We start from the raw sequence: 23,559 nt of genomic DNA, 5'->3' as shown, positions 1-23,559 counted from the left end.
CTCCTAGCGGGAGGCGCCCGCGATCAATTGCCGCTTAATAAACGGTAATTTTTCTGCGAGATTCATCCCTATGTTGCGCAACCAAACTACGGGTGCGTGTTGAATATCAAACAAACGGGCTAAGCCATCTGTCACGAGACGCATCGCCAGGACAGGCTCTGCGCGTAGTCGGCGATAACGCCGCAATACCATTGGATCACCGGGGCTGCGGTAAGGCTCGCGGCCCATGATCGTATCGACTAGACCCTGTACATCACCCAGCCCTAAATTCAGCCCCTGCCCGGCGAGCGGATGCAAACGATGGGCCGCATCTCCCGCTAGCGCCACACGCTCACCAACCATGGGCGATTGATTAAGGGTCAAAGGGAAACCATGCACAGTTCCGCGTAACGTTAACACCCCCAAGCGCCCCGCCGACACGGCTGCTAGGCGTGCCTGTAACTCGACGGCACGGTCTTGCGCAGACATCGCTAGCAACTCGGTTGCGATCTCCTCTTTCAAGGACCACACCATGGATACTTGTGGGCCCTTGGTCGTGTCGGGCATCGGCAGTAAAGCCAGTACCCCGTCCGCACCAAACCATTGCAATGCGGTGCCTTGATGCGGCACGCTGCAATCAAGGTGGGCGACCAAAGCCGTCGCACCATACGCGCGACTATCTACCGTCAGCCCAGCGGCTGCGCGCAAAGGAGACTGTGCGCCATCCGCCGCAATGAACAACTCTGCTTTAAACGTGGTGCCACGATCTGTCGTGAGAACGCCCGGCGTGTAAGAGCCGAATTTTTCGGTAATCCAGTGCAACCCCATAACTTGGGCCGCTTGTACCAATACGCGCTCAATTTCAGAAGACTCGACAATCCAAGCTAGCTCGGATTGCGCAGATTGCCAGGCATTTAGATTCAGCAATCCATTACCGTCGCCATGAATCTCCATCGCCTGCACCGACGTCAAACGTCGTGAGTCCATCAAATCCCAGACACCGATCGACGCAAGAAAGCGCTGACTCGCTGGTGACAAGGCATACACCCGCGGATAAAACTCATCTTGCGCAAAGGTATGCACCGCAGGACGTGGCCCGACGAGGGTGACGGCCTCACCCTTGCGGGCGAACGCCAGAGTCGTGGCTAAACCCACAATGCCACTCCCACAAACGACGATTGATGCGCTCATCTGGTTAAGTCATCCTGATCAGCGCGCAGACGGTGCGCCAGCCTGCTTCGGCCAAAGCACCCACATCTGTCCGTTCTGTTTCATTCTTCCGGCGAGCTCACCCGCCGCGGCACCAAAACCCCAGTAAAAATCCGTTCTTGCGGCGCCACGAATCGCTGTTCCCGTGTCTTGCGCGAAAACTAGTCGATTTAATGCAGTATTGGACGAGGGCATGGTCGTCGACAAAAACACAGGTGTGCCCAGCGGTACGAAATTTGTGTCGACTGCAACCGAGCGCTGCGCCATCAACGGTATGCCATAAGCGCCCTTAGGGCCAATTTCCGGGTCCGTGATAGCCTCTTCAGCAAAGAACACCATGGCCGGATTGGCATTCAACATCTCTTGCGTGCGATTCGGATTGCGCTTAGCCCAAGCGCGTATGTTTTGCATAGAGGTCTGGGCGATTGGCATTTCGCCCTTATCTGCAAGCCATTTACCGATTGAGACATAAGGGTGGCCGTTATGGTCCGCATACGCCACACGTATCGTCTTACCATCCGGGAGCTGCACACGACCAGACCCTTGCACTTGCAAGAAGAAGTTATCCACCGGATCATTTACATAAACGATCGCAGGAGGGCGTCGAGCAGACGTCTCGATTGCGGCGCGGCTTTCGTAGGGAACGACTCGCTTGCCATCTAATTTACCGCGCACCCGTTTGCCAGCTAGCTCGGGATAAACGCGACCTAAGTCGATCGTCAGTAAATCGGTGGGAACGGTATAGAGCGGCCATTGGTAAGCGCCCGCGCGAGTCCGCGAACCCAAGACTAGCGGCTCGTAGTAGCCAGTGACAATGTTGCTTGCCGGCTTACCATCGGGGCCCTGTAAGCGCCAGGGGCTCAGCCAGGTCTGCAAAAATCTTCTTACGGCCTGTGTGTCGTTCGGCGCGGGCGCCTTCGAACGATCGGAAGCAGCAGCACAAACCGGCTGCCAGGCCCGCGGCGTCGCGCGCGTCGGCCCAGCTAAGTTTATCGACGTAGGACGCATCAACCCTTGGCAGTTACGCAGAAAGGTCGTCCATACGTTTTTCAAATCATCATCAGACCACCCCGGCAGCTCGGACCAGTTTGCCGAGACAAAGCGACCCTGTAACTGGCGAGCAGCGCTATCCGGTATCGAACCGGACGGCACCGTCGGTGTGACGACAGGTGCTGCTGGGGCGGGTGCGGCAGGCTCAGGGGGCACGCTCACGGTGGAGCAACCTGCCAGCAAGACCAAGAAAGCGCTTACCCAAATTCGACGCATATTTTGAGGAAAGGTGATCATGAAAGGCTTCAGTGCAAAGTGCGTGGCATCGCCAGCACGAACTCAGGGATGTCGACCTCGAACGGCACACCGTTTTCGCCCACGCAGTGGTACCTGCCACGCATGGTTCCAACCGGGGTCTTTAGTGGGCAGCCGCTCGTGTATTCAAAGGTTTCACCTGGAGCAAGCAGGGGCTGTTGGCCCACTACGCCCAAGCCACGGACCTCCTGCTCGGCCTGGTCCCCGTCCGTAATGATCCAGTGCCGACTAATCACCTGCGCAGGTCGCTCACCCGTGTTGGTGATGCGCACTTTATAAGCAAAGACGAACTGCTGTTTGGCCGGATCAGACTGGTCCGCTACGAAATGCGGCTCGACCGCCACCGAAAGTTCAAAAGGTTTCACATGCACATCCAGAGAAAACTGCAATAATGAGAGCCACTCCGACTCGGTGTTCGCACATCATGCCAGAAACAACCGCCTTGCCGACAGCCCGCATCGCTCCCAGTATTTTATCTGCTGACTTCGCCCGACTGGGTGAAGAAGTCAGAAATGTTGTCGCCGCAGGGGCTGACTGGATCCATTTTGACGTGATGGACAACCATTACGTTCCCAATTTGACGATTGGCCCTATGGTTTGTGAGGCAATTCGCCCCCACGTGGACGTACCAATTGACGTGCACCTGATGGTTGAGCCCGTTGACAGCCTGATTCCGATGTTCGCCAAAGCAGGTGCCAACGTCATTACGTTTCACCCCGAGGCCTCCCGCCATGTGGACCGCAGCTTAGCTTTGATCCGCGATCAGGGCTGTAAGGCGGGCCTCGTATTTAATCCCGCTACACCCCTCGACTGGTTGTCGCATGTCATGCACAAAGTCGACATTATTCTGCTGATGTCGGTGAACCCAGGTTTTGGCGGCCAAAGCTTTATCCCCGAAACGCTGTCGAAGCTGCGGGCTGCACGTCAGTTGATCGATGCACACATCCAGGCGGGCGGGCAAACCATTGCTCTTGAGGTCGATGGTGGGGTCAAGACTGACAACATTCGAGCTATTCGCGCGGCTGGCGCCGATACCTTCGTCGCAGGCTCAGCAATTTTTGGGCAGCCCGACTATCAAACCGTTATCAACGCGATGCGCGCACAAATTGCCCTAGCTGACCAATGAGCTCCACGAACACCTCCGCCTCCTTAGCTTTTGATGCCGTGCTGCTGGACCTAGACGGCACCTTAATGGATACGATCCCTGACTTTACGGTTGCAGTCAACGCCATGCTCGCCGATTTAAAGTTTGCTGCTATCTCGCAAGCGGAAATCGCCACCTATATTGGCAAGGGCTCGGACAATCTCATTCGGCGGGTCCTCACAAGCGTTCAGGGCGGGCAAACGCCCACGGAAGAGCTCTTCAAGCAGGCCAAAGTGTCGTATACGGCCAACTACCACCGCATCAATGGCGATCAAGCGATTATTTTTGAAGGGGTTCGCCCAGGCCTGGAGTGCCTCCAGGCAATGGGTTTACGCATGGCCGTTGTCACCAACAAGAATGCTGAGTTTGCGGTCCCGCTGCTTGAGCGCACCGGCTTGGCAAAATACATGCAAGCGATTGTTTGCGGCGACACGCTGGCAGAGCGCAAACCCCACCCAGCCCCAATGCTGCACGCCTGCAATTTACTCAAAAGCTCGCCGAGTCGGACTGTTGCCGTGGGAGATTCCGTGAATGACGCCCTGTCAGCCCGCGCTGCAGGCTGCACTTTTCTAGCGGTACCTTATGGGTACAACGAGGGCAAGAGCGTGCATTCGCTAGATGTCGATGCTATAGTAGATTCCATTGAACATGCGGCTCGCTGGGTCGCTGCACGGTAAACAGAGATTAAATATGTCCTTGTCATTTCGCACCACTTCCGTACCTGTCGCCTCGTGGCGTTGGTGGCGTTTGTGTTCCGGGTGACGGTGCGTCAAAGTCCGGCTTAATCGCGATAAGCGAACAGCCAACAGTACAAACCAAGCCCGTCCAACCATGGCCGGGCTTTTTTTATTGCTTACCCCGGTCTGCTAACTGCGAGAACCGCCTAAACAGATGACTGAACTCGAATTCAAAGCCCTCGCGGCACAAGGCTATAACCGCATCCCGTTGGTTGCAGAGACCTACGCGGATCTTGACACGCCCCTTGGCATCTACCTGAAGCTTGCGCACAGCGGGCCGCAGAACGGCAAAAACTCATGCTTGCTCGAGTCCGTTGTGGGTGGCGAACGTTTCGGTCGGTACTCATTCATCGGCCTGCCCGCGCGCAACGTGATTCAAGCGCGCGGTACGACGACGACCGTCTTGCGTGATGACAAGGTCGTTGAAACTTACGAGGGCGACCCCTTACGCTTCATCTCGGACTACCAGGCACGCTTTAAAGTGGCCTTGCGTCCTGGCATGCCCAGGTTTGCGGGTGGACTGGCCGGATACTTCGGCTACGACACTGTTCGACATATTGAACCAAAACTAGGTCCAGCCGCAAAACCATACCCGGCGGGAATGGGTGAAGGCCCACCTGATATTTTGTTGCTACAAACCGACGAGCTCGTCATTGTCGACAACTTGGCTGGCCGTATTTACCTGATGGTCTACGCCGATCCGTCAGAGCCAGAAGCCTTCAATCGAGCGCAACAACGTCTGAAAGACTTGCGCATCCGGTTACGCAAACCGGTAGAAATCCCTTATAGCCACTCAAGCGTGGCAACAAAAGAGCAACGCAGCTTTGCCAAAGCAGACTACTTGGCCGCCGTACGTCGTGCCAAAGAGTACATCGCTGCAGGCGATCTCATGCAGGTGCAAGTGGGTCAGGTGATCACCAAGCCTTTCAGTGACTCGCCGTTGTCGCTGTATCGAGCACTGCGCTCGCTAAACCCATCGCCCTACATGTACTTCTGGAACTTCGGTGACTTCCAAGTGGTGGGTGCATCTCCCGAAATTCTGGTGCGCCAAGAGGCAATCCCCTTACCCGAGGGCGCGCCTATGGGTCAGGCACCCGAAACCTGCATCACGATTCGTCCTCTGGCGGGCACACGCAAGCGTGGCGGTACGCCGGAAGAAGATGCCGCACTCGCTGCGGAACTGCTGGCCGATCCGAAAGAGCGCGCCGAGCACGTGATGTTGATTGACCTCGCGCGCAATGATGTTGGTCGTGTGGCCAAAATCGGTTCAGTCGAAGTGACAGACACGATGGTGATTGAGCGCTATTCCCACGTGATGCACCTAGTATCAAATGTCACAGGCACTCTTGAGCCTGGCATGAGCAATATGGATGTATTGCGCGCCTCGTTCCCAGCGGGGACCTTAACCGGCGCACCAAAAGTGCGTGCCATGCAAATGATTGATGAACTCGAACCCGTGCGTCGCGGCATCTACGGTGGTGCAGCAGGATACCTAAGCTATGGCGGCGAAATGGATGTCGCAATCGCGATCCGTACCGGAATCATCAAAGACGGCATGCTGTACGTGCAAGCGGCGGCCGGCATCGTGGCCGATTCGGACCCAGAAATGGAGTGGCTCGAAACCGAAGCAAAGGCACGCGCGGTATTGCGCGCTGCAGAACAAGTGCAAAACGGTCTTGACCAACCGTTCTAATTAGGCAAACAGGATACCGACATGCTGCTGATGATCGACAACTACGATTCCTTCACCTACAACCTAGTGCAATATTTTGGTGAGCTCGGACAAGATGTTCGCGTGCATCGCAACGACCAGATCTCGCTTGAGGAAATCGACGCATTACGGCCGGACCATATTTGTATTTCGCCCGGACCTTGCTCGCCTGCGGAAGCTGGGATTTCGATCGATGTCATCAAGCGTTATGCAGGCAAAGTGCCGTTATTAGGCGTGTGTCTTGGCCATCAGGCGATTGGTGCTGCATTTGGCGGAAAAATTGTGCGCGCCCAGCAAATCATGCACGGCAAAACCTCTGAGATCACACACACAGGCTCCGACGTATTCAAGGGTCTGCCCTCGCCTTTCACCGTGATTCGCTACCACTCGCTCGCGATTGAGCGCGCAACGATTCCCGACTGCCTGGCAATCACCGCGCAGACAGCCGATGGTGAGATCATGGGCGTGCGCCATAAAACGCTGCCAATTTATGGCGTTCAGTTTCATCCAGAGTCGATTTTGAGTGAACACGGCCACGCCATGTTGCGCAATTTTATTGATCTCGGTTCAGCCAACTACGGAGCCTAAGCATGATTACTCCCAGTCAAGCGCTACATCGTTGCATCGAACATCGTGAGATTTTTCACGACGAAATGTTGCACTTGATGCGCATGCTGATGCGTGGCGAAATGTCGCCAACAATCGCAGCGGCACTCCTCATGGGCTTGCGCGTCAAGAAAGAAACCGTTGGTGAAATTACAGCTGCAGCGCAAGTGATGCGCGAATTTGCAACACCCGTAAAGATCTCCAACCCGCAAGACATGGTCGACATGTGCGGCACGGGTGGTGACGGTAGCAACACCTTTAATATCTCAACAACGGCAATGTTTGTTGCAGCGGCCGCCGGCGTCCCCATTGCAAAGCATGGTGGTCGCAGTGCTTCATCATCTTCTGGCAGTGCCGATGTGCTCGAGGCACTCGGTGCCAATCTGGCATTAACGCCAGAGCAGATTGCAGAATGTATTGAACAGACAGGCATTGGCTTCATGTTTGCACAAGCGCATCACGGCGCGATGAAAAACATTGCACCGATTCGCAAAGAGCTCGGCGTGCGCACGATCTTTAATATTCTTGGACCACTGACCAACCCCGCGAGCGCAGCTAACCAACTGATGGGAGTGTTTCATCCAGATCTAGTGGGCATTCAGGTGCGTGTGCTGCAGTTGCTTGGCTCACGTCACGTGATGATCGTGCATGGCAAAGACGGTCTAGATGAAGCGTCGCTAGGTGCAGGCACCCTAGTGGGTGAACTCAAAGATGGCGTCATCAGCGAATACGAGATTCACCCCGAGGACTTCGGCTTGAACATGGTGTCAACGCGCGGCATTCGGGTCAACAGCAAAGAAGAATCTCGCGCTTGTGTGCTTGAGGCGCTGGATAACAAGCCTGGCACGGCGCGCGATATCGTTGCCTACAATGCGGGTCTGGCGATTTATGTCGGCAACCACGCCGCTACAATTAAACAAGGCGTCGATATGGCCTTCGAGACGATTGCAAGCGGTGCCGCACGCGCCAAGCTCGAAGCCTTTTGTGCCCACACCCGGAAATTTGCAGCATGAGCGACATCCTCAACAAAATCCTTGCCGTCAAAGCCCAAGAAGTCGCAGCAGACCGCGCGCGCGTGAGCGAGGCAGAACTACTCAAAGCCGCTAAAGCGCGCCAAGATATCCGTGGCTTTGCCCAAGCGATTGAGCAAAAAATCGAAGCGGGCCGGCCAGGTGTGATTGCCGAAGTGAAAAAGGCATCGCCTTCTAAAGGCATATTGCGCGAGAATTTCCAACCTGCCGAGATCGCCGTGTCGTACGCCACGCACGGTGCGGCCTGTTTGTCTGTCCTAACCGATGTTCAGTTTTTTCAAGGTGCGGACGAGTATCTGCGCCAGGCGCGCGCAGCCTGCGCGCTACCCGTACTGCGTAAAGACTTCATGGTTGACCCCTACCAAATCATCGCTGCACGCGCGATGGGCGCCGACTGTATTTTGCTCATCGTCTCGGCCTTGACCCCTACCCAATTGAGTGAGTTTGAGGCCTGCGCCTTCGAGCTCGGCATGGACGTTCTCGTCGAAGTGCACGACGCACAAGAGCTTGAAATCGCCTTGGATCTAAACACCTCTTTGCTCGGTATCAATAACCGCAACTTGCGCACGTTTGAAACCTCGCTGCAGACAACCATTGATCTGCTTGCACGCATTCCCGCAGATAAGCGCGTTGTCACCGAGAGTGGCATCTTGCAACCCGCCGATGTCAAAAAAATGCGTGAACACGATGTGCACGCTTTCTTGGTGGGCGAGGCCTTCATGCGCGCGCCCGATCCCGGCGTTGAACTTGCACGACTGTTTACCTAACTAAGCAGCGTAAAAGGTCATGGAACATGCGCTCCTTGCAGGTTGCCCACTTTGCCAAACCGCGGGTGGAATATTGCTTTGGCAGGGGCCGCAGTTTCGCGTGATTGACGCCGCAGACGCAGCCTACCCTGGCTTCACACGTGTGGTCTGGACCAAGCACGTGATTGAGATGACAGACCTGGACGCAGAGGAACAAAGCGCCTTGATGCGTGCGGTGTTCTTAGTTGAGTCGATTCAGCGCAAGCTTCTGCATCCAGACAAAATTAACCTGGCAGCGTTCGGCAACGTTGTGCCCCATTTGCATTGGCACATCATCCCACGCTGGAATGACGATCTCCACTTCCCTGCACCGGTTTGGGCCGCAACGCCCGAGCATGATGTGCGCACACAAGCCGCACTTGAAGCACGCAAGACAAACATCCTTACACGCATACCTGCCTATCACGCAGCGCTGCAACAGGCCCTTGGATAACCGACTTACCAACCCATCGCTTTCAAAGGCTGTCGGCGCACTCGGGGCGTCGTGGCAAGAAGCGCTGCAAGCAGCGCCCGTGCGACAGGCGCTTGAACAGGTTTCAGTATTTCTGTCCGAGCGACTCGCGCAAGGTGCCGTGATTTATCCCGCCGCACCTTTTCGCGCGCTGCAAGCTTTGCAACCCCAAGATGTGAAAGTGGTCATTCTCGGACAAGACCCGTATCACGGTGCCGGTCAGGCACAAGGCTTGGCGTTTTCCGTTCCGGACGGCTTTAAGCGTCCGCCTAGCCTGCGCAACATCCTTGCAGAAGTCGAGTCCGACTACCCGACTGACAACAGCATCCTGACGCTGGCCTCAAATCTGCAACGCAATGACTTGTCACGCTGGACCGAGCAAGGTGTGTTGCTGCTAAACACCGCGCTGACCGTCGAAGATGGTCAGCCTGCGTCGCATTCCCGTCTTGGCTGGGAAACCATCACAGATTGTCTGATTCGGCATGTAGCCTGCGACAGCACCCCAAAAGTCTTCCTGCTGTGGGGCGCACACGCGCAAGCAAAGCAGAGTCTCATTGCAGATCAGGGCAGGCACCTGATTTTGAGTGCCAACCACCCCTCACCCCTATCCGCAAGACGCGGGCCTGTCCCTTTTGTAGGATGTGCTCATTTCAAGCGGGCAAATAGGTGGCTTTCGCAACAAAATCTGCAAGTTATTGACTGGAGAGTATAAATTTTAAAATAAAGGGTTTACCCACCCTAAAAAATAGGTTAGTATTCTGGCACTGCACAAATTTGCAGCGGTCTACGGACAGCATTGCCAACCTCTGACTTCTAGTCGTAACAGGCAAAAACTGGTCACTGACCACACATCATCGATTCCTGACCTCCTTTCCTTTCGTGGGCAGCAAGTGTGATCCAGATAGATGGATCTCTAGCCCAGACGTTCGGTTGATTCGGTCGGCACGATGCTCGATTCAACCGACTACCGCCGGTCAAACAATATCCGGGCTGCGTCAAATGGCCACTATCTGGCCAAAAGGAAAGTCATGTCCTTCGATTCGTTGGGGCTAGCCCCCGCTTTGTTATCTTCCATTGAACGTACCGGTTTCACCACGCCTACGCCCGTTCAGATGTCGGCAATTCCTGCTGCACTCGCCGGTGCCGATCTGATGGTTTCGGCGCAAACAGGTAGCGGCAAGACTGCTGCCTTCATGTTGCCTGCTCTGAACCGTATCGCCCACAAGCCCGCCAACAAAGGCCGTGGCGTACAAGTGCTGGTGCTGACCCCGACTCGTGAACTCGCTCTGCAAGTTAGCGAAGCCACTGAGATGTACGGCAGCAACCTCGACGATCTGCGTGTAGCCACTGTGGTTGGCGGCATGCCCTACGGCGCACAGCTCAAAGCACTTTCACGTCGCGTCGATGTGCTGGTTGCCACACCAGGCCGCCTGCTCGATCACCTGCAAGCACGACGTGTCGACTTATCTACCGTACACACGCTTGTACTCGACGAAGCCGATCGCATGCTCGATATGGGCTTTATCGATGATATCAACACGATCGTCGATCGTTGCCCAGAGTCGCGTCAGACACTGTTGTTCTCGGCCACGCTTGACGGCACCGTTGCAAAACTCGCCGCTCGCATGATGCGCGATCCGCAGCGTATTGAAATGGCTGGTCAGTCCGATCGTCATGCAAACATCACGCAAAGTCTGCTTTACGCGGACGACTCAGGTCACAAACTCCGCCTGCTCGATCACTTGTTGCGCGATGCCTCAATGGATCAGGCGATTGTCTTCACCGCCACTAAGCGTGGCGCGGATGACTTGGCCGAGCACCTTACCGACACAGGTTTTTCGGTGATGGCACTGCATGGCGACATGAACCAGCGCCAACGCTCACGCACGATTTCTGAAGTTCAGGATGGACGGGTACGTGTATTAGTCGCGACCGACGTAGCTGCACGCGGCATCGACGTTCAGGGCATCAGTCATGTCATTAACTACGACTTGCCCATGCAGCCAGAAGACTATATTCACCGCACTGGTCGTACCGGACGTGCAGGACGTGATGGCTCCGCCTTTACGTTAGCTGTCCACAGCGAGCGCCACAAAGTGCGTCGTATCGAGCACTTTATTGGATACACTATTCAGTCAGACGTGATCGCCGGGCTCGAGCCACAACGCACACCAAGCTCACGCCCAGAGGGCGCTTCGCGTGGTGCCGGTGGGAAAAAAGGTGGCCGCTGGAGCAACGACCGAAGCGGCGATCGTTTCGGCAGTAGCGCCGACCGTTACAGCCCACGTGAGCCACGTGCTTTTGTGCCGCGTGGCGACAAGCCTGCTTTCGCAGCACGCAGTGACAAGCCAGCCTACGCACCTCGCGGTGACAAGCCGTTTGGTGATCGCGAGCGCACTTTTGCGCCACGCGGTGATCGTCCAGCGTTTGCTCCGCGCGGCGACAAGCCTGCTTTTGCCCCACGTGGTGATGCTCCTCGCGGTGACTCCCCACGCAGTGATCGTCCTTTCGGTGGTGACCGCGAGCGCAACTTTGCACCGCGCGGTGACAAGCCTGCCTTCGCGCCGCGTGGCGACAAGCCTTTTAGCAGCGAACGTGCCCGTAGCGACAATCCATACGCCAGCCCACGCGCTGATCGCGCCCCATCAGACCGCCCTGCCTACGCAGGTAAGTCAGCGCGCCCAGCGCGTGATTTCGCACCTCGCGCCGCTGCACCTAGTGGCAAAACCTTCGCTCCTCGCGGCGACGGTCCAGCACGCTCTGGCGCACCGCGCCCAGGCGCACCACGTGCCGCAGCCGGTGCACGCCGCGGCTTTAACTTTGACGGCGGTCGCCGTTAAAGCGGCGCGCTAAACAACGCTTTAAAGACGATCAGCAGTGCAAACCGAACCATCCATTTCGGTAAGCGCTGATGCGATGGCCCACAGCCAGCGCGTCAGCGCTTTTTTGCATCAACAGATCGCCAAAGCAGGTGGCTGGATACCGTTTAGCGAATGGATGCACCATGTGCTGTATGCGCCAGGCTTAGGCTATTACGCAGCGGGCAACACCAAACTCGCAGACAGCCAAGCAAATGCTACAACGCACTTAAGTGGCGATTTTGTTACCGCACCCCAACTCACTCCGTTATTTGGTCAGACACTCACCAGACAAATCGCTGAGGTATTGAAGCAAACCAACACTGCGCACGTACTCGAATTCGGGGCAGGCAGCGGTGCGCTAGCGCAAGACATCCTCGAAGCACTTGACGCACAGGGCCTTATCGTTGACTACTTCATTCTTGAAGTGTCGGCAGACCTCAAACACAGACAACAAGAGCGGCTTTCTCGCTGGGGTACTCGCGTGCAATGGCTCGAGCGCGCTCCCGAACACTTTGCAGGCTGCGTGGTTGCTAATGAAGTGCTAGATGCCATGCCCGTCGAGGTATTTCGCTGGACCGAAGAAGGTGCCTTACAGCTTCGCGGCGTGAAGTCGACAGCATCAAGGAATACCGCGTCCGGGAGTGCGGCGTCAGAGAGTCTAGCGCAAGACTTTATGTTTGAAGACCGTCCTGCATCCGACACTCTTACGCATGTCATGCAAAACCGGATGCCCGCTTTGCCGGACTACCGCTCGGAGATCAATCTACAAGCCGAAGCCTGGATCAACAATCTAGGCGCATGGTTGACGCGAGGTGCAGCACTCTTGATCGACTATGGTTTTCCGCGTCACGAGTACTACCACCCGCAGCGACACCGGGGCACGTTGATGTGTCACATCCAGCACCGGGCACACGATGATGTCTTTCTTGCTCCTGGCCTGCAGGACATCACTGCGCACGTGGACTTCACCGCCGTTGCGCACGCTGCACAGACCGCAGGGCTCGACGTGCTGGGCTATACCTCCCAGGCGCGTTTTCTATTGAATGCCGGCTTAGCTGACATTCTCGCTGCCTACGCACCCGAGTCCGAACAGTTACGGGCCCAAACCAACGGGGCCGTACAAAAACTGATTTCTGAAGCGGAAATGGGCGAGCTATTTAAAGTCATCGCCCTTGGACGTGGAGTCGTCGATCCGTTAATTGGCTTCGTCCGTGGCGATCGACGCGGATCACTTTAGGCGCTGATCTTGAGGGACAACGTTTCAGATCACTCGCGCTAACGCGCCGAGTCTCGCCTGACGCACAGCCGCTTTGATCTCTGAAGGTTGGTTTGCCTGTTGTGCAGCCTTTCCTGCATCCACACCCAGGACGCATGTCAAGCGCGCTTCCCATTGCGCGATATTTAAATCAGCCACGACGGTGGCAGTACGCAACAAAGCACGCAAGCGCTCGGGCTTACGCAGCGCATCGCAAATCTCAAAAAGGCTCAAGACAGACTCTGCACTCTGCTGGACCTGACACGCCCCAAGCACGACCGGCAGAAGACGCGCCATGTCCGCGCAATCTCCCGGCGCACGTAACTGTCGCGACAGACCGGCACGATCCTCCGTACTCAAGCAAAATACGGCATAGCGCGCATCGAGCGGCAGCGTATGCGCCATTGAACTATCGATCGCTGCAAGGACCTGCTCACTTGACTGCCACTGCGGCAGCACTCTGGGCAACACTCCCGCATCGTCCAATACCTGCACCATGCGCGAAGGCTGCGCACACATCAATCCACGCGAGAGCTCCTGCCAAACACGCTCGGGCACTAACGCATCCACTTCACCCTCGGCCACCATCGCCCGACAAAGCGCCATTGTTTCGGGTGCAACAGTGAAATCCACAAAGCGCGCAGCAAAGCGGGCGAGTCGCAAAATACGAACTGGGTCCTCTTTAAAAGCCTCGCCGACATGCCGAAACACACGTGCTTGTAAATCCGCCTGACCGTTTAAGGGATCAATCAACGCGCCTGTCGTGGTCTGTGCGATCGCGTTCACAGTCAAATCACGGCGACGAAGATCTTCCTCGATCGTGACATCCACGCCGGTATAAAACGTGAAGCCTTTGTAACCACGGCCAGACTTACGCTCCGTTCTGGCAAGCGCATATTCTTCTTTTGTTTGGGGATGTAAAAAAACTGGAAAGTCGCCTCCGACAGGAATGAACCCCCGCTTCACCATCTCTTCGGGTGTTGCACCCACTACAACCCAATCCCGATCTCCATGTGGCAGACCGAGCAAGGCATCGCGTACAGCGCCGCCGACGACATAAGCCTGCAAGCCAACGACGACGGGGTCCGCGCTCACGGCAACGGGCTGCGTGCGTAAGGTTGAGGCTCGATCTGTCCCAAACGCTGCTTGAGCGATTGAGGTTGACCACTGAACAACGCGGCGTAATAGGTCGCGTTCGACATCACTTTTTTTACATAGTCACGTGTTTCGTTAAACGGAATCGTCTCAGCAAAAATGGCTCCCTCAACCGGTCCGCTTAAGCGTGAACGCCACAACATTGGACGACCAGGGCCTGCGTTGTAGCCGGCGCTTGCCAGCACTTGCGATCCCCCTAAATCAGACTGCACCATACTCAAGTAACTGGTACCAAGCTTAGTGTTGGTGTCAAAATCGTTAACCTTACTCGGGGTGAAATCCTTCATACCGATTTTGCCAGCCATCCAGCGGGCAGTCGCAGGCATCAACTGCATCAACCCCGAGGCTCCCACATGAGAGCGCGCATCCATGATGAATAGCGATTCCTGCCGAATCAAACCATAGACCCAGGCAGGATCAACATCGACAGCACGCGCCTGCTCGCTGACGCGTGACTCAAACGGCGCGACAAAACGTTGCGTGAAATCGATCTCTTTTTTAGTACGTCCGGAGGTCACCACGACACGATCATAAATATGTTCTTGTCTTGCAAGCTCTGCTGCAGCAAGCAGTTGGCGATCCGTCATCCCAATCAACGTGAAATTCCACTCTGGCACGGCATCCGTACGCCAGCCGCGCTTAAACAGCGTGACTGCTCGACGCAGTCCTGGGTTGGAACGCGCCTCCTTGAGTTCCTGCGCGGTTACTGGTGCGGGACGATCCGGGACCGCGATGCTCTTGCCTAGCTCTTCCGCGGCGAGCTGGCCGTAAAAACTATATTCCGTCGCAATCGAAGCATAGGCTTTTTGTGCCTCGTCTTTTTTACCTGTTGCAACCAGCCCACGCGCTCTCCAATAGACCCAGGTCGAGTCTGCTTTCTGGACCGCACTCATTTGATCGATATGGCGGATCACCCACGCCCAGTCAATCTTTGGCTGACGTAACGCAGCGCGCACACGCCAAGCTTCGTTATGGACAGACAGTCGCACCCCACCCGACTCCTTGTACCAATCGATTGCATTCGGATCAAGACGCATCATCCCCCACAAGCCGAGCTGACCGTAAGCCCACTGCAGATTTTTCTTGGGTAAACGCGACCTCCAAGTACCTTGAGTCGCGGCAACAGCAGCATTCAGATCAGTCCGCGCTAAACGCGCAAGACCCAGCGCGACCACTTCAGCCCGCATCCCAGATACAGAGCCCGTTTGCGACGACAGCCACTTAGCGGGCGCAGCCATCATCGCGTCGTAGGCACTCAGGTCAGCAGGCTCAAAAATGTAGGCGGCGAATTTTCGTGCATCTGTTGTTTTATTGTCTTCGACCGCGTCCTGCAAGTAGGGAAGCAAGTCTTCGCTGCTCAGCACACGATCTGCCACAAGCTGATCAAATAATTTCCAACAGGCTGGCGCAGGGGCAAACACTTTTGTCGCCTCAAGTACGGTGGCGCGCCGCCCCGTCATGTGGCTGGCCTCAAGCTGTGCACAGGACAAGTTATTGCTGCCCTGTCGCACTGAGCCAAGGTCGCGAACGGTCCCAAAGTCGCCCTGACGTGCAGCAGCCAAAATCCAGTCCGCGCGTAAACGATCCGCGAGATACGAACCTTTGTGCTTGTCCAGAAAGCCCTCGATCTCCTCGCGAGCACCGACTGCGTTATAGGACCACACCTTAGTCCGCATGGTCCAATACTCGGGGTAAATCGCCAAGATATCACCGCGCGCCTTCGGTATAAAACTAGCAAGCTGCGCAAACTGTTTGCTGTTGAGTGCTTGGCGAGCTGCGGCGACCGCTTGTGCGGCCGACGTGGACTCTGGGTCCGCAATCGTTCCCGCGTTTGAAGCAGGCGGGGTGCTAGCTACCCTGTTGGCATTCGCGTTAGCGCTCGGCTTTGCCCCCTCAGGTGCAGAGACTGGGGCAACGACACGAGGCGCCGCGTTCGGCGCTGTTACGGGCGCCAAGGTTCCGTCCGCTTTTAAAATAAACTGCTCAGTCGTTGAAGCAGCAGGCGCAGCAGGCTGCGCCTGCACTTGCGGAGCAACCAAGAAACACCCTAACGCGAATGAGACAACAGCCCTCATATTCTGGTATCTTGCGTGCACAGTCATAATCCGTTTCTCAATACACATTTGGCGGTCAACGCTCCTATATGTTGAAGAATAACGCAGACACGCTCAGGATGCGCCTTCGCGACCTTCGTAACGCGATTCCAATTGATCAGCGTCAACGACACAGCAACTTGCTTTGTGCACAAGTACGAAGCTGGTTCAGCCAGCGTGGTGAACCCACGCTACGAGGCAGAGTCGTCGCCGGATTTTGGCCTCTGGCCGATGAGCCGGATATCCGTCCCTTGCTGACTTGGCTGCACGAGCAAGGTGCTCATGTTGCCCTTCCCGCAGTCTCTGCCCCGGGGGTCCCGCTGGAGTTTCATCGCTGGCTGCCCAGCGACTCTCTGAGTCAGGGCGCCTTTGGGGTGTTTGAGCCCGCGCGCACCGGGCCAATCGCTCCCGACGTCGTGCTGGTTCCGACACTTGGATTCAGTCCTCAGGCTGAACGTCTAGGCTATGGGGGTGGGTATTACGACCGGACCCTCGCCAAACTTAGCGAAGATAACCGCTACCTTGTGACTCTTGGAATCGCCTGGAACGAGGCCCGCATCCCTGAAGATACTGGGTTTCAGGCTGCGGCCCATGATTTTGTACTCGATGCGGTTGCTACCCCGACGGGCTGGGTACCGAAAGCACCGCTGTAGGGGCAATTTCGCCGCACATTGACTGGATCAAGTTAAAATCAGCCTCTGCGACTGCTACGGTGGTTCCCAACGATTTTGTCCTTCACTGATCGGAGTACTACATGAACTTTTCTAAAACGCTACGCGGTCTGATGCTTGCTGCTGGCTTGCTCTCGGCGGCCTTCGCTGGCTCATCGATGGCACAAACCTTCCCGACCAAGCCAGTCACGCTGGTCGTGCCGTTTGCCGCAGGCGGTCCAACGGACATTCTGGCGCGCACACTTGCCGCGTCCATGACTAAAGAACTCGGCCAAACGGTTGTGATTGAAAACCGCGCGGGTGCTGGTGGCACGATCGCCTCGGCTTTCGTTGCCAAGGCGCCCGCTGATGGCTACACATTGCTCATCCATCACAATGGGATGGCAACTGCACCAACGCTCTACCGCAAACTGCCATTCAATGCATTAACTGACTTCACCTATGTGGGTCTGGTTGCTGACGTTCCCATGACGCTGCTGGGCCGTAAAGATCTACCACCCAACAACATGGCCGAGTTTATTGCTTATGCAAAAGCACAGGGTAATAAAATCAACCTGGCAAACGCAGGCTTGGGCGCTGTATCACAACTTTGTGGCACCCTCTTGCAACAAGCATTAGGTGTCGGCTTTACGGCCATCCCTTACTCAGGAACCGGTCCAGCGATGATTGCGCTCGTGGGCGGTCAATTGGACGTCTTGTGCGACCAGACCACACAGACTCTTGCGCAAATCAAAGCTAAAACGGTCAAACTTTACGGCGTGACCTCTGCCGAGCGTCTATCCTACCTGCCAGACACCCCGACCCTGCGTGAAGGTGGCCTCAAGGATTTTGAAATCGTAGTTTGGCATGGGGTCTATGGACCAAAGAACATCCCAGCGCCTGTCGCCGCACGTTTGAACCAAGCACTCAAGGCCGCATTAAAGGATCCAGCCGTGATTGCTAAAGCGGGCGACCTCGGTGCAGTGATCGTCCCTGAAGCCAAGCAAACGCCTGAAGCGTTGCAAGCCTGGGTCAAGGATGAGATCGCCAAGTGGGCGCCATTGCTTAAGGCAGCAGGTCAGTACGCTGACTAAGTTTTGTAAGCAGGTTGGCCTAATCGGCCGCCGGAGTACACAGTCGTAAAAAAGGGAGTCTCTCAACGAGACTCCCTTTTTTTATAGACTGCGCTGCCCTACTATCCTTGCAAGCCGCGCCAGATCGCCAAGGTCGCCTCGGCGTTGTTAAGCGTGTAAAAATGCAAACCTGGCACACCGTTGTCGAGCAAGGTCTCACAGAGGTCCGTCACAACATCCGCACCAAACGCGCGAATCGACTCCTTGTCATCACCCATTTCAGCTAAGCGCAAGCGAATCCAGCGAGGTACCTCTGCGCCGCACATGTCCGAGAAGCGCATTAATTGTGTGTAATTGGTAATCGGCATGATGCCTGGCACGATCGGGATATCAATACCTTTGGCCTGAACACGATCGACGAAATCAAAATACGCATCAGCGTTGAAAAAATACTGAGTAATCGCGCTGTCTGCACCGGCACGCACTTTGCGCACGAAATGCATCAAGTCTTGTTCTGGGCTCGCTGCCTGCGGATGCATCTCTGGGTAGGCAGCCACTTCAATGTGAAACCAGTCGCCGGTCTCTTTACGAATAAATTCAACCAGATCGTTTGCATGGCGCAAGGCACCCGCTGCATCAGCACCCATACCAGAGGGCATATCACCACGCAACGCGACGATGCGCTTAACGCCTTCTTGACGATAACGCTGCAACAACGCGCGCAAATCGTCATGCGACGCACCAATACACGACAAATGCGGCGCAGCGTCACAGCCTAAATCGCGCATCGTACGCACGGTATCGAGCGTGCCTTCGCGTGTCGACCCGCCAGCTCCGAAGGTCACGCTGACGTAGTGCGGCTGTATCACCAGCATCTGCTTTGCGCCCTCGACGAGCCTTTGCTGGGCAGCAGCGTCGCGAGGCGGAAAAAACTCCAGGCTAAATGCCTGGCTATGTTGATTGCTCATTGATTGATCAAATTAGACAAGAAACCTGAAATCAGGCTATAGAGAATTGCGCCGCCGACCGCCCACCAGAAGCCGTTGACTTGAAACCCTTTCAGCATAGAGCCCGCCATCCAGAACATGAGTGCGTTTAAGACCAGCAAAAACAACCCAAGGGTGACGACGGTGATTGGCAGCGTCAATAGGATCAAAACTGGCTTGACCAACATGTTGATCAAGCCCAGCACTAGCGCGGCCAACATGGCAGAACCAAAACTTGCGACAACGATACCTGGCAATACGTAAGCGACCACAAGCAGTGCAACAGCGTTCAATATCCAGACTAACAATAATGTCATCATTTCTATCTCCGTTGAGCACTGCTTGCGCGTGCATGCCGGACAATCCGACACGTACGCGCGAACTACTAAACATCAATAGCGGTATGCATCACCCTTGAATGGGCCTTCTGTCTTGACACTGATGTAGGCCGCTTGCTGCGGGGTCAGTGTGGTCAAGCTGGCACCAATCTTCTTGAGGTGCAAACGCGCAACTTTCTCGTCGAGGTGCTTAGGCAACACATAAACCTGTCCCGACTTGTACTGGTCGTTGCGGCTGAACAATTCGATCTGTGCAATCGTCTGGTTGGTAAACGAGGACGACATCACGAACGATGGGTGACCCGTGCCGCAGCCCAAGTTCACCAAACGGCCCTTTGCCAACAAGATGATGCGCTTACCGTCAGGGAAGATCACGTGATCAACCTGTGGCTTGATCTCTTCCCACTGAAGATTCTCAATACCGACAACATCAATTTCGTTATCGAAGTGACCGATGTTGCAAACGATGGCCTGATCTTTCATGCGGTCCATGTGCGCACGTGTGATCACGTTGTAGTTGCCCGTTGCCGTCACGAAAATATCAGCCTTGTCAGCTGCTTCTTCCATAGTGACGACTTTGAAGCCTTCCATCGCAGCTTGCAGCGCGCAGATTGGATCGATTTCTGTGACCCAAACTTGTGCACGCAAAGCAGCCAGCGCCTGAGCCGAACCCTTACCCACGTCGCCGTAACCGGCCACAACCGCAATCTTGCCTGCAATCATCACATCGGTTGCACGCTTAATTGCATCAACCAAGGACTCGCGGCAGCCGTACAAGTTATCGAACTTCGACTTGGTGACTGAGTCGTTGACGTTGATTGCTGCAAAGGCAAGCTCGCCCTTTTTGGACATTTGATACAAACGCAGCACGCCTGTCGTTGTCTCTTCGGTAACGCCCTTGATTTGAGCCAAACGCGTGGAGTACCACTTTGGATCTTTCTTTATTTGTGCCTTGATCGCGGCAAACAAAACGACTTCTTCTTCAGAGCCAGGGTTGTTCAAGACGGAAAGGTCAGATTCCGCTTTGGTGCCCAGATGCAGCAACAATGTGGCATCGCCACCATCGTCCAAGATCATGTTGGCTTGCTTGTCGCCTGGCCATTCGAAAATCTTATGGGTGTATTCCCAATACTCAACCAAGCTCTCGCCTTTTTTAGCAAAAACTGGTGTGCCTGTTGCAGCGATTGCGGCCGCAGCATGGTCTTGGGTCGAAAAAATGTTGCACGACGCCCAACGTACTTCAGCACCCAGTGTTTGCAGCGTTTCGATCAGCACAGCCGTTTGAATGGTCATGTGCAGGCTGCCTGTGATGCGGGCACCTTTGAGTGGTTTTGTTTTTGCGAATTCTTCGCGAGTGGCCATCAGGCCAGGCATTTCAGTTTCAGCGATCTGGATTTCGCGACGACCAAAATCGGCAAGACCGATGTCGGCGACGATGTAATCAGCAAATTTTTCTTTAATAACGTTCATGGCTAAGTAGGCTCCGGTAGGCCTGCCTGCAACGTCAAAGGGGCTGTATTGATACGGCACCACCACAAACGCTGCAAAGACAGGATTGGGTGAGCGCCGTTAAGGTCGGGGTATGCCGACGGTAACGTGGAAGCTTTTGAGCCTGGCGGAAAATCGGGACAACAAACACCGTTCCGTCGCAACGCTCCTCAAAAGCAATGTGATTGTAGCCCGTTTAAGGGCCTTTTGCAGGGTTTACCCACCTGCTGCTGGGTAGCGCCTGCGAAAGACCCTCAGGTATTTAAGCGATTAAGCCTTGGGAGGCAGATGCAAGGCCACGATATCGTCAGCCGGATTGCCATGGAAAGGGTAGCGCTCACGCACCTGCGGATCGTGACCCGGAATAATGTGATGGGGCGAAGCAGCGGCCGCACGCAAGGTGTCGTAACCCGCCAGCATCTCTCCAATATGAAACACAATCGGAAAAGGCGACGGCTTTTCCATGTTGTCGTAGTAGTGGCTCGCATCGGAGGCCAGCACCACCCAGCCGCGTGCCGTGTGCACTCGCAAAGACTGCAGGCCTTTGGTATGCCCGCCTATTTTGATCAGTTCGATGCCCGGCGCAAGCTCTTCGCGACCATCATGAAACACCACACGATTGGCATACAAACGTCGGATCAGGGAAACCACATCTTCCACGTCGTACGCGTGGCGGAACAAGCCGTGACACATATGGCGGCCACAGGCATAGTCCACCTCCCCGTCCTGAACGTGAAACCTCGCATTGGGCAACAGATCAATATTGCCCGCATGGTCGTAATGCAAATGGGTCAGCACCACATCCTGAATGTCTCCCGGCGCGATACCTAAAAGCGAGAGGGATTCGATCGGACAACGCAGCAACGTACGGCCTCTTTCCTTCGCCTGGCGTGCACTGAAGCCCGTGTCCACCAAGATTGTGCGCTCGGCGTTGCGTACCACCCACACAAAATAATCCATCGGCATGGGTTCGTCATGCGGATCCTGCGTAATGAAATTTTCACGACGTGAACGCTTGGCCATGGTGCCGTAGCGCAGAGCAAAAATCTCGTATTGGGGCAGTGTCATGACGTCTCCGTTTTGTATCTTGTCGTTACGCTCGTGCTTGCATTGCAGTTTGATTTTGGATTCGGCGCACACGTAGTGTCAAGAAGATTAGCAGACAACGCGCTTGACACCGGTTCGGCCGAGCGCAGACAATCGAGGCCATACGATTACGCGCTTACACTTAATCAAGCATTTTCAACTTAATCATCCTGGAGCATCACATGTCTGCAAAATCCGAAACCGCAAAACTTTTTAAAGATGGCCTGGCCGTTCGCCGCGCCGTTCTCGGCCCAGACTATGTCGACGGCTCAATCGCCAAAGCAAACGACTTCACGATGGCGTTTCAGCACATCACCACCGAATGGTGCTGGGGCTACGCCTGGACCCGTGACGGTCTGAGCCGCAAGACACGCAGCATGCTTAACCTCGCGATGCTCACCGCGTTGAACCGCTCGGCCGAAATCAAACTGCACGTCAAAGGTGCGCTAGCTAACGGCGTGACAGTCGAAGAAATCAAAGAAGTATTGCTGCACGCAACGGTTTACTGTGGCATCCCCGCAGGTCTAGACGCTTTCAAAGCCGCTAACCAAGTGTTGGAAGAGGAAGGTGCATACACAAAAGCTGCAAAGAAATCTGCTGCCAAAAAACCTGCTGCTAAAAAAGTGACCGCAAAGAAAGCCGTTGCCAAGAAGCCAGCTGCTAAAAAGGCTGTCAAGAAATGAGCGCCAAACCCACCATCGGCTTTGTCGGCGTAGGCAGTATGGGGTGGCCCATGGCTGCCTTACTGCAAAAGGCTGGCTACCCTCTGCAAATCGTCGACGCCTCGGCTGAACGTGCCAAAGCATTTGCCAAAGAAATCGGGGGTACGGTTGCGGCTTCTAATCGCGCGCTCGCTACTGCCTCGGACATCATCATTACGATTCTTCCTACTAGCGCGATCGTGCAGGCCGTATTAGAAGGTCCTGAAGGCGTCCTCGCTGGACTACGCAAAAATGCGGTCGTGGTCGAGATGAGTTCAGGCGTACCGACCATTACTCGCACCTTGGCCGAGCAAGTCGCGGCTGCTGGTGCGCACATGGTCGACGCCCCGGTGTCGGGTGGAGTACCCCGTGCCAAGACCGGCGAACTCGCCATCATGTTTGGTGGCAGCGAAGCTATTCTTGAGCGTATCCGCCCGGTGTTGTCCTGTATGGGCACCTCAATCACCCGCACCGGTGATGTAGGCTCTGCACACGCCATGAAAGCGTTGAATAATCTGGTGTCAGCCGGCGGTTTCTTGATCGGTGTGGAAGCACTGATGATTGGCAAACGCTTTGGTCTGGATCCGTCAGCGATGGTCGACGTCTTGAACTCTTCAACGGGAATGAATAACTCCACACAGAAGAAATTCAAGCAGTTTGTGTTGTCGGGCCAGTACAACGCTGGCTTCGGACTGGACCTGATGGTCAAGGACTTGAGTATCGCGCTTGGTATCGGACGCGACACCAACACCCCGACACCTTTCTCTGCCATGTGCCGTGAAATGTGGGCCTCGTGCGCCGCCATGTTGGGACCAGGTCAGGACCACACCGCAATCGCCAAACTCACCGAGACCCTGGCGGGCGACACGCTGTCAGAGAAGAAGTAAAAAAATT

22 protein-coding genes, 1 pseudogene and 1 riboswitch are annotated in these 23,559 nt (G+C 55.6%); of the genes and pseudogenes, 14 read left to right on the top strand and 9 right to left on the bottom strand.

Features of this window, described 5'->3' with window-relative positions; translation table 11 throughout:
• Positions 1–3: 3 nt before the first annotated feature.
• The 3 genes from KZZ10_RS06255 to apaG are packed head-to-tail and all read right to left on the bottom strand — an operon-like array spanning position 4 to position 2,858.
• Positions 4–1,170 carry an FAD-dependent monooxygenase gene (locus KZZ10_RS06255; RefSeq protein WP_259660627.1) on the bottom strand — a complete coding sequence of 389 codons (1,167 nt, stop codon included), beginning with the start codon at positions 1,168–1,170 and terminating at the stop codon, positions 4–6.
• Positions 1,171–1,188: 18 nt separating this feature from the next.
• On the bottom strand, positions 1,189–2,454 hold the full coding sequence (gene mltA, locus KZZ10_RS06250; protein ID WP_259661014.1) for a murein transglycosylase A: 1,266 nt from the start codon (positions 2,452–2,454) through the stop codon (positions 1,189–1,191).
• A 29-nt stretch (positions 2,455–2,483) separates the two neighbouring features.
• Complete coding sequence (gene apaG, locus KZZ10_RS06245) at positions 2,484–2,858, bottom strand: Co2+/Mg2+ efflux facilitator ApaG/CorD (RefSeq protein ID WP_259660626.1); 375 nt, start codon at positions 2,856–2,858, stop codon at positions 2,484–2,486.
• Positions 2,859–2,917: 59 nt separating this feature from the next.
• On the opposite strand from apaG, the gene rpe reads away from it, so the two are divergent.
• The 10 genes from rpe (at position 2,918) to KZZ10_RS06195 (ending at position 13,077) form a co-directional block, all read left to right on the top strand.
• Complete coding sequence (gene rpe / locus KZZ10_RS06240) at positions 2,918–3,619, top strand: ribulose-phosphate 3-epimerase (protein WP_259660625.1); 702 nt, start codon at positions 2,918–2,920, stop codon at positions 3,617–3,619.
• On the top strand, positions 3,616–4,314 hold the full coding sequence (locus KZZ10_RS06235) for a phosphoglycolate phosphatase (RefSeq protein ID WP_259660624.1): 699 nt from the start codon (positions 3,616–3,618) through the stop codon (positions 4,312–4,314). The genes rpe and KZZ10_RS06235 overlap by 4 nt, the downstream gene beginning before the upstream one ends.
• Positions 4,315–4,528: 214 nt before the next feature.
• Positions 4,529–6,067: an anthranilate synthase component I gene (gene trpE, locus KZZ10_RS06230; RefSeq protein ID WP_259660623.1), complete on the top strand. Its 1,539-nt coding sequence runs from the start codon at positions 4,529–4,531 to the stop codon at positions 6,065–6,067.
• A gap of 21 nt (positions 6,068–6,088) precedes the next feature.
• Positions 6,089–6,673 carry an anthranilate synthase component II gene (locus KZZ10_RS06225; protein ID WP_259660622.1) on the top strand — a complete coding sequence of 195 codons (585 nt, stop codon included), beginning with the start codon at positions 6,089–6,091 and terminating at the stop codon, positions 6,671–6,673.
• Positions 6,674–6,675: 2 nt separating this feature from the next.
• On the top strand, positions 6,676–7,704 hold the full coding sequence (trpD, locus tag KZZ10_RS06220) for an anthranilate phosphoribosyltransferase (protein ID WP_259660621.1): 1,029 nt from the start codon (positions 6,676–6,678) through the stop codon (positions 7,702–7,704).
• Complete coding sequence (gene trpC, locus KZZ10_RS06215) at positions 7,701–8,489, top strand: indole-3-glycerol phosphate synthase TrpC (RefSeq protein ID WP_259660620.1); 789 nt, start codon at positions 7,701–7,703, stop codon at positions 8,487–8,489. The genes trpD and trpC overlap by 4 nt, the downstream gene beginning before the upstream one ends.
• Before the next feature lie 19 nt (positions 8,490–8,508).
• Positions 8,509–8,961, top strand: coding sequence for an HIT family protein (locus KZZ10_RS06210; RefSeq protein ID WP_259660619.1), 453 nt, complete (start codon positions 8,509–8,511; stop codon positions 8,959–8,961).
• Complete coding sequence (locus tag KZZ10_RS06205) at positions 8,954–9,691, top strand: uracil-DNA glycosylase (protein ID WP_259660618.1); 738 nt, start codon at positions 8,954–8,956, stop codon at positions 9,689–9,691. Before KZZ10_RS06210 ends, KZZ10_RS06205 begins: the two co-directional genes overlap by 8 nt.
• A 316-nt stretch (positions 9,692–10,007) precedes the next feature.
• Entirely contained in the window at positions 10,008–11,819 is a 1,812-nt protein-coding gene (locus KZZ10_RS06200; protein ID WP_259660617.1) for a DEAD/DEAH box helicase, read from the top strand.
• A gap of 76 nt (positions 11,820–11,895) precedes the next feature.
• Complete coding sequence (locus KZZ10_RS06195; RefSeq protein ID WP_259661013.1) at positions 11,896–13,077, top strand: class I SAM-dependent methyltransferase; 1,182 nt, start codon at positions 11,896–11,898, stop codon at positions 13,075–13,077.
• A 24-nt stretch (positions 13,078–13,101) separates the two neighbouring features.
• On the opposite strand, the gene KZZ10_RS06190 is transcribed toward KZZ10_RS06195, so the two are convergent.
• Both KZZ10_RS06190 and KZZ10_RS06185 read right to left on the bottom strand, forming a co-directional pair.
• On the bottom strand, positions 13,102–14,190 hold the full coding sequence (locus tag KZZ10_RS06190; RefSeq protein ID WP_259660616.1) for a tRNA nucleotidyltransferase/poly(A) polymerase-related protein: 1,089 nt from the start codon (positions 14,188–14,190) through the stop codon (positions 13,102–13,104).
• Positions 14,187–16,325, bottom strand: a complete 2,139-nt coding sequence (locus KZZ10_RS06185) for a lytic transglycosylase domain-containing protein (RefSeq protein WP_259660615.1) — start codon at positions 16,323–16,325, stop codon at positions 14,187–14,189. Before KZZ10_RS06185 ends, KZZ10_RS06190 begins: the two co-directional genes overlap by 4 nt.
• Before the next feature lie 68 nt (positions 16,326–16,393).
• On the opposite strand from KZZ10_RS06185, the gene KZZ10_RS06180 reads away from it, so the two are divergent.
• Entirely contained in the window at positions 16,394–16,996 is a 603-nt protein-coding gene (locus KZZ10_RS06180) for a 5-formyltetrahydrofolate cyclo-ligase (protein WP_259660614.1), read from the top strand.
• Between the two features lie 101 nt (positions 16,997–17,097).
• Positions 17,098–18,087 (top strand): tripartite tricarboxylate transporter substrate-binding protein, encoded by a 990-nt coding sequence (locus KZZ10_RS06175; protein WP_375372540.1) that lies wholly within the window; start codon positions 17,098–17,100, stop codon positions 18,085–18,087.
• A gap of 101 nt (positions 18,088–18,188) precedes the next feature.
• Here the strand turns inward: KZZ10_RS06175 and metF are convergent, their stop codons facing one another.
• The 4 genes from metF to KZZ10_RS06155 all read right to left on the bottom strand — a co-directional run bounded on the left by metF (position 18,189) and on the right by KZZ10_RS06155 (position 21,946).
• On the bottom strand, positions 18,189–19,034 hold the full coding sequence (gene metF, locus KZZ10_RS06170; protein WP_259660613.1) for a methylenetetrahydrofolate reductase [NAD(P)H]: 846 nt from the start codon (positions 19,032–19,034) through the stop codon (positions 18,189–18,191).
• On the bottom strand, positions 19,031–19,369 hold the full coding sequence (locus tag KZZ10_RS06165; RefSeq protein ID WP_259661011.1) for a phage holin family protein: 339 nt from the start codon (positions 19,367–19,369) through the stop codon (positions 19,031–19,033). The genes metF and KZZ10_RS06165 overlap by 4 nt, the downstream gene beginning before the upstream one ends.
• Positions 19,370–19,444: 75 nt before the next feature.
• Positions 19,445–20,860, bottom strand: a complete 1,416-nt coding sequence (gene ahcY, locus KZZ10_RS06160; protein WP_259660612.1) for an adenosylhomocysteinase — start codon at positions 20,858–20,860, stop codon at positions 19,445–19,447.
• Between the two features lie 84 nt (positions 20,861–20,944).
• Positions 20,945–21,056, bottom strand: a riboswitch (S-adenosyl-L-homocysteine riboswitch).
• Between the two features lie 92 nt (positions 21,057–21,148).
• Complete coding sequence (locus tag KZZ10_RS06155) at positions 21,149–21,946, bottom strand: N-acyl homoserine lactonase family protein (RefSeq protein ID WP_259660611.1); 798 nt, start codon at positions 21,944–21,946, stop codon at positions 21,149–21,151.
• Between the two features lie 200 nt (positions 21,947–22,146).
• On the opposite strand from KZZ10_RS06155, the pseudogene KZZ10_RS06150 reads away from it, so the two are divergent.
• Positions 22,147–22,539, top strand: a pseudogene (locus tag KZZ10_RS06150) (carboxymuconolactone decarboxylase family protein); the annotation flags it as partial.
• A 104-nt stretch (positions 22,540–22,643) separates the two neighbouring features.
• Positions 22,644–23,552, top strand: a complete 909-nt coding sequence (locus KZZ10_RS06145) for an NAD(P)-dependent oxidoreductase (RefSeq protein ID WP_259660610.1) — start codon at positions 22,644–22,646, stop codon at positions 23,550–23,552.
• Positions 23,553–23,559: the final 7 nt, after the last annotated feature.

The sequence above is a fragment of the Zwartia hollandica genome, assembly GCF_019923725.1.
In the GTDB taxonomy this organism is placed as follows: Bacteria; Pseudomonadota; Gammaproteobacteria; order Burkholderiales; family Burkholderiaceae_B; genus Zwartia; species Zwartia hollandica.
The sequence above is the reverse complement of the archived record's forward strand: the minus strand, read 5'-3'. Positions and strand labels throughout refer to the sequence as shown.

Coding starts and splice junctions, on each gene's coding strand:
- trpE (WP_259660623.1), top strand. CDS start 4,529: ATGACTGAACTCGAATTCAAAGCCCTCGCGGCACAAGGCTATAACCGC.
- KZZ10_RS06155 (WP_259660611.1), bottom strand. CDS start 21,946: ATGACACTGCCCCAATACGAGATTTTTGCTCTGCGCTACGGCACCATG.
- KZZ10_RS06200 (WP_259660617.1), top strand. CDS start 10,008: ATGTCCTTCGATTCGTTGGGGCTAGCCCCCGCTTTGTTATCTTCCATT.
- KZZ10_RS06195 (WP_259661013.1), top strand. CDS start 11,896: ATGGCCCACAGCCAGCGCGTCAGCGCTTTTTTGCATCAACAGATCGCC.
- mltA (WP_259661014.1), bottom strand. CDS start 2,454: ATGCGTCGAATTTGGGTAAGCGCTTTCTTGGTCTTGCTGGCAGGTTGC.
- ahcY (WP_259660612.1), bottom strand. CDS start 20,860: ATGAACGTTATTAAAGAAAAATTTGCTGATTACATCGTCGCCGACATC.
- KZZ10_RS06175 (WP_375372540.1), top strand. CDS start 17,098: ATGAACTTTTCTAAAACGCTACGCGGTCTGATGCTTGCTGCTGGCTTG.
- rpe (WP_259660625.1), top strand. CDS start 2,918: ATGCCAGAAACAACCGCCTTGCCGACAGCCCGCATCGCTCCCAGTATT.
- KZZ10_RS06180 (WP_259660614.1), top strand. CDS start 16,394: ATGTTGAAGAATAACGCAGACACGCTCAGGATGCGCCTTCGCGACCTT.
- KZZ10_RS06210 (WP_259660619.1), top strand. CDS start 8,509: ATGGAACATGCGCTCCTTGCAGGTTGCCCACTTTGCCAAACCGCGGGT.
- KZZ10_RS06185 (WP_259660615.1), bottom strand. CDS start 16,325: ATGAGGGCTGTTGTCTCATTCGCGTTAGGGTGTTTCTTGGTTGCTCCG.
- KZZ10_RS06235 (WP_259660624.1), top strand. CDS start 3,616: ATGAGCTCCACGAACACCTCCGCCTCCTTAGCTTTTGATGCCGTGCTG.
- KZZ10_RS06145 (WP_259660610.1), top strand. CDS start 22,644: ATGAGCGCCAAACCCACCATCGGCTTTGTCGGCGTAGGCAGTATGGGG.
- trpC (WP_259660620.1), top strand. CDS start 7,701: ATGAGCGACATCCTCAACAAAATCCTTGCCGTCAAAGCCCAAGAAGTC.
- KZZ10_RS06255 (WP_259660627.1), bottom strand. CDS start 1,170: ATGAGCGCATCAATCGTCGTTTGTGGGAGTGGCATTGTGGGTTTAGCC.
- KZZ10_RS06165 (WP_259661011.1), bottom strand. CDS start 19,369: ATGACATTATTGTTAGTCTGGATATTGAACGCTGTTGCACTGCTTGTG.
- metF (WP_259660613.1), bottom strand. CDS start 19,034: ATGAGCAATCAACATAGCCAGGCATTTAGCCTGGAGTTTTTTCCGCCT.
- KZZ10_RS06225 (WP_259660622.1), top strand. CDS start 6,089: ATGCTGCTGATGATCGACAACTACGATTCCTTCACCTACAACCTAGTG.
- trpD (WP_259660621.1), top strand. CDS start 6,676: ATGATTACTCCCAGTCAAGCGCTACATCGTTGCATCGAACATCGTGAG.